Annotated in this window: 1 protein-coding gene; it reads right to left on the reverse strand. The window is 56.3% G+C overall.

What is annotated here, in order from left to right; genetic code table 11:
• The coding region (locus CU041_RS20220) for a beta strand repeat-containing protein (RefSeq protein ID WP_233433199.1) at nucleotides 1–1947 on the reverse strand (1947 nt) is incomplete at its 3' end.
• Between the last annotated feature and the right edge of the window lie 49 nt (nucleotides 1948–1996).

Below are 1996 nucleotides of genomic sequence, written 5' to 3' on the forward strand. Positions count from 1 at the left end.
CGCAATGGCACTATCTTCGTTGCCCGATGCGTCGGACACATCAAGTGTCGGCAGATCCGCATCCCCAATGACATTGACCATCACGGTGTCTGTCACGCTGGCGATATCCACACCATCCTGTGTGCTTGCCGTGATCTCCAGATCGAAACTGCCGCTGAAGTCTTCCGGCGGGGTAATCGTCAGGCCTTCAAGATCGTCTGAGGTCAGTGACCAGGTGCCATCGCCATTATCGGTACCGGCCGACAGGCTTGCCCCTTCCGGCACACCGGAAATGGTGATGGTCAATGTTTCGGAACTGTCCGTCAGGCCCGCATCAATATCAAGTGCAATGGCGCTGTCTTCTGTACCCGACGCGTTCGCGGTCTCAAGAGTCGGTGCATCGGCGACACCGGCAACATCAACCGTGATCGAGCCGGTTGTTGATGCCGCATCTTCGCCATCAACCGACGTCGCCGTGACGCCAAGATCAAACGTTCCGCTGAAATCTTCCGGCGGCGTAATCGTCAGACCTTCAAGTTGATCCGGGCTCAGCGTCCAGGTACCGTCACCATTATCGGTTCCGGCCGACAGGGTTGCTCCATCGGGCACGCCCGAAATCGTGACGGTAAGTGTTTCGGCGCTATCGGTCAGGGCCGCATCAATATCAAGCGCGATCGCACTGTCTTCATTGCCCGAAGCATCCGAAGTCTCAAGCGTCGGGGCATTTGCGACATCATCTACTGCGATGCTGCGGCTTACCGATACCGAATTGGTGTCAGTACCATCGGTTGCCGTTGCCGTAACAACAAGATCGATGCTGCCTTCAAAGTCCGACGGCGTGGTCAGCGTCAGCCCCTCAAGATCATCAGGATCAAGGCTCCAGCTGCCATCTTCATTTTGCGTACCGGCACTCAGGGTCGCACCTTCAGGGACCCCGGTGATGGTAATGCTCAGGCTTTCCGAACCATCGGCATCATTCAGGGCTGCTTCGATGGTTACCGGATATGAAATGCCGCCTGTTTCAGGGGCCTGGACCAGATCGGCATTTCCGACCACGACGCCGTCGCCAAACGAAATCGCCTCGATCTGATTGACGGTCAGGGTTTTGCCGGTATCGAGATCAATGATCTGTGTATTGATGACGCCCTGATTGTTGGTGAAGTTCTGCAGGGAATAGGAAGTGGATGGCTTGCCAAGATACAGGACATCACTACCCGAACCGCCATCCACGGCCGATGTCTCACCGATATCGCCCTTGATTGTCAGGCTGTCATTGCCATCGCCAAGACGGATATTGTTCCCCAGATTGGTATCGCCATTCAGGATGACCTGATCGTTACCGCCCTGCAGATCAAAATTCTCGTTCATGTTCAGGTTACGGTCGATGACAAATGTATCATCGCCACCGGTGCCCTGATGATTGGAACTGCCATTATCGACAAAGTCGTTCTGGCCCCCGCCAGTCCCCCCACCGGTCGGCGTTCCCTCCCCAATCGAAACAGTCAGGGACGGCGCATCAGCGACAGCGGAGACATCAACGGTGATCGATCCGGTCGTCGTTGCAACATCCTCGTCATCAGCAGAGGTCGCTGTCACACCAAGCTCAAACGACCCGCTGAAGTCCTCAGCCGGCGTGATCGTCAGGCCTTCCAGCTGATCCGGGCTCAGGGTCCAGGTACCATCGCCATTGTCCGTCCCGGCCGACAGGGTCGCACCATCCGGAACACCCGAGATCGTGACACTCAGAACTTCCGAGCTGTCCATCAGGCCTGCATCGATATCCAATGCAATTGCAGAATCTTCTCTGCCAGAAGCATCAGCGACATCCAAGGTCGGCGCATCAGCCACACCGGCCACATCAACCGTAATCGAACCGGTGGTGGTGGCAACGTCTTCACCATCAGAAGAGTTCGCCGTCACACCAAGGTCAAACGATCCGCTGAAATCCTCAGCCGGTGTAATCGTCAAGCCTTCCAACTGGTCCGGATTCAGTGTCCAGGTGCTATCACCATTGTCG

The sequence above is a fragment of the Thalassospira povalilytica genome (genome assembly GCF_002844235.1).
Lineage (GTDB): Bacteria > Pseudomonadota > Alphaproteobacteria > Rhodospirillales > Thalassospiraceae > Thalassospira > Thalassospira povalilytica.